The organism is Bacteroidota bacterium (genome assembly GCA_018831055.1).
GTDB lineage: Bacteria > Bacteroidota > Bacteroidia > Bacteroidales > B18-G4 > M55B132.
This window is the reverse complement of record JAHJRE010000247.1, coordinates 1-2,421: the sequence shown is the minus strand read 5'-3', so window position 1 is coordinate 2,421 and position 2,421 is coordinate 1. Positions and strand designations below refer to the sequence as shown.

The window sequence follows — 2,421 nt, the reverse complement described above, 5'->3', positions numbered from 1 at the left end:
TTTTTTTTATGGGGGTTGTCCGTGACTGCGTTAAAAATACTGTGGCGGAAGCCGGCGTGACAAAGCCTAAACCTTCACGGCGGGCCTCCCGTTCATCCGCTAAGGGCCTACTCATAATTTAAATAACATTTAATTTGGCCAACTGTATTATCTAAAGCTCGCGATATTTCCATTCAGGCGGCCAAATGCCTTATTTATAGCACGTATGTTGGCTTTTTCATGATATTATTAGCCTTGACATTCTGATTCTAATGGGCTAATAATATCATTATGAAAACGCCAAAATATAACTCAGCCGATATCAAGTTGTTCTTTGAAAAACACAAGATCGCTACCCTCGATCAGCTCAAACAAGCGATGGATAACCCGTCACGCTGCACCATCTTTCGTAAACTGGAAGAATTGCATTACATCAGCAGCTATTCTCACCGGGGCAAATACTATACCTTAAAATCCATCGCACGATTTTCCGACCGGGGGCTTTGGAGTTTTCAATCCGTCCGGTTTTCGTGCTTTGGCAATTTGCTTAAAACTTCTGAAACGCTGGTGCATGATTCCGATGCCGGTTACACTGCCACTGAACTCAAAGATATTGTTCAGGTTAAAACCAAGCATGCGCTTTCTCAATTATTTAATGACGGCCGCCTTCATCGGGAAAAAGTGGATTCAGCATTTGTTTATTTTTCTGCACAAAAAGAGACGGCACAAAAACAGGCAAAAGCCCGGAAAACACTTATACAGGAGTCCCCGGCCGCTTTAATCGTGTCCAATCCGGATTTAGCCACGGATGAGGCCAAAGCTGTTCTGATATTGTTTTGCAGCATGCTAAACGAGAAACAACGGCGATTATATGCCGGACTGGAGTCCCTGAAGCTTGGCCATGGTGGCGATGCATATATCGCTTCCATATTGGGAATGGACCCGCATACCGTGGCAAAGGGGCGCAAGGAACTGATGGATGCGGATCTAACTGAAACCGACAGGATCAGAGCGCCGGGAGCCGGTCGGCCGTCCCAGGAAAAAAAACGCCGGAAATCATGAACGCGATTGCTCAAATTATGGAATATGAAACAGCCGGCGACCCAGTCAGCGGATGCAAATGGACCCGCAAAACCACGGGAAAGATTGCAAATCAACTTAAACGGCTGGGCATCAACGTATCGCCTAATACTGTGGGCAAGCTGCTTAAAAAAATGGGATTCTCGCTTAGAAAAAACATAAAACGGCTTGAATCCGGGCTGAGGAATCCACCTGCGCCCCATGTTCGGGATCATCAGTTTCGCTATATCCGACGCCAAATCAAAAACTATGCAGCCAATGGTTTGCCTGTGATCAGTGTGGATACAAAAAGCCGTGAGTTGATCGGGCCGTTTTGCCAACCGGGAAGTGTGTGGAGCCAAAAAGCGACACCGGTTCTGGACCATGATTTTCCATCTGATGCAAAGGGCGTAGCCATACCTTACGGCATTTATGATTTTTGCAGAAACGAGGGTTTTGTCAACCTTGGGACCAGCCGGGATACTGCCGAATTTGCCGTTGCTTCCATCAGCAGATGGTGGCAAACGACTGGGATGGTCAATTATCCCGAGACCGATAATTTGCTGGTACTGGCCGATTGCGGAGGAAGCAATGGCTATCGGACACGGCTTTGGAAGCATCAGTTGCAAACCAGTTTGTCTGATCGCTTTAATCTGTGTGTGAAGGTTTGTCATTATCCTCCGGGAGCTTCGAAATGGAATCCGATTGAACACCGAATGTTTTCATTTATCAGCAATAATTGGGCTGCCCACCCGCTGACAGACTATGAAACCGTTTTAAAATTTATACGCACGACCAAAACATCAAAGGGTCTTAAAATTCGGGCCGCCTTAAGCACCAAACAGTACCAAAAAGGCCTTCGCATCTGTGACCAGAAAATGAACGCTATTAACTTGAAGCATTATACCCAGCGGCCAAATTGGAACTACTCAATTACTCCTGGGCAAAATGTGAATTAATTTTTGCGTGGAACCTTAGGGTATCCCGTCCTTATTATTAGTTCGTTACCTCGCATTTTGAATTCAAGTTTAATGTATATCAGCGTTATAGCTATTCACGATAACAGTTATTTTCTATGGTATATGGGAAATAAAGTAGTTCTTATTTTTTCTCACACATCTTTCTGAGGCTTAAAAGCCTATGAAAATTTACGGAAATTTAGAGGGTGCATACTCATTTTGAAATAGGACCTTATGGGCCAATATCTTGGTGATACTTTCCCTCTTCCGTGCGTATCAATCGCTGGTTGATATACCTAAACAAGCTTTGGCAAAGTGGTACGCACGAACTTACTTTTTATTTCCTTTATCCCTTTTATTGTCTATCTCAGGATCATACTCTTCTCCTTTTTTCCACATGCCATATAATGCTGCCAACATACTT

The 2,421-nt window shown here is 44.4% G+C and carries 1 protein-coding gene and 1 pseudogene; both read left to right on the top strand.

Annotated elements, in window-relative coordinates; translation table 11 throughout:
• Positions 1 to 270: 270 nt before the first annotated feature.
• Complete coding sequence (locus KKA81_16070; GenBank protein MBU2652443.1) at positions 271 to 1,041, top strand: hypothetical protein; 771 nt, start codon at positions 271 to 273, stop codon at positions 1,039 to 1,041.
• Positions 993 to 1,997: pseudogene (locus KKA81_16065) on the top strand (ISAzo13 family transposase). The gene KKA81_16070 and the pseudogene KKA81_16065 overlap by 49 nt, the downstream one beginning before the upstream one ends.
• The last annotated feature ends 424 nt before the right edge of the window (positions 1,998 to 2,421 follow it).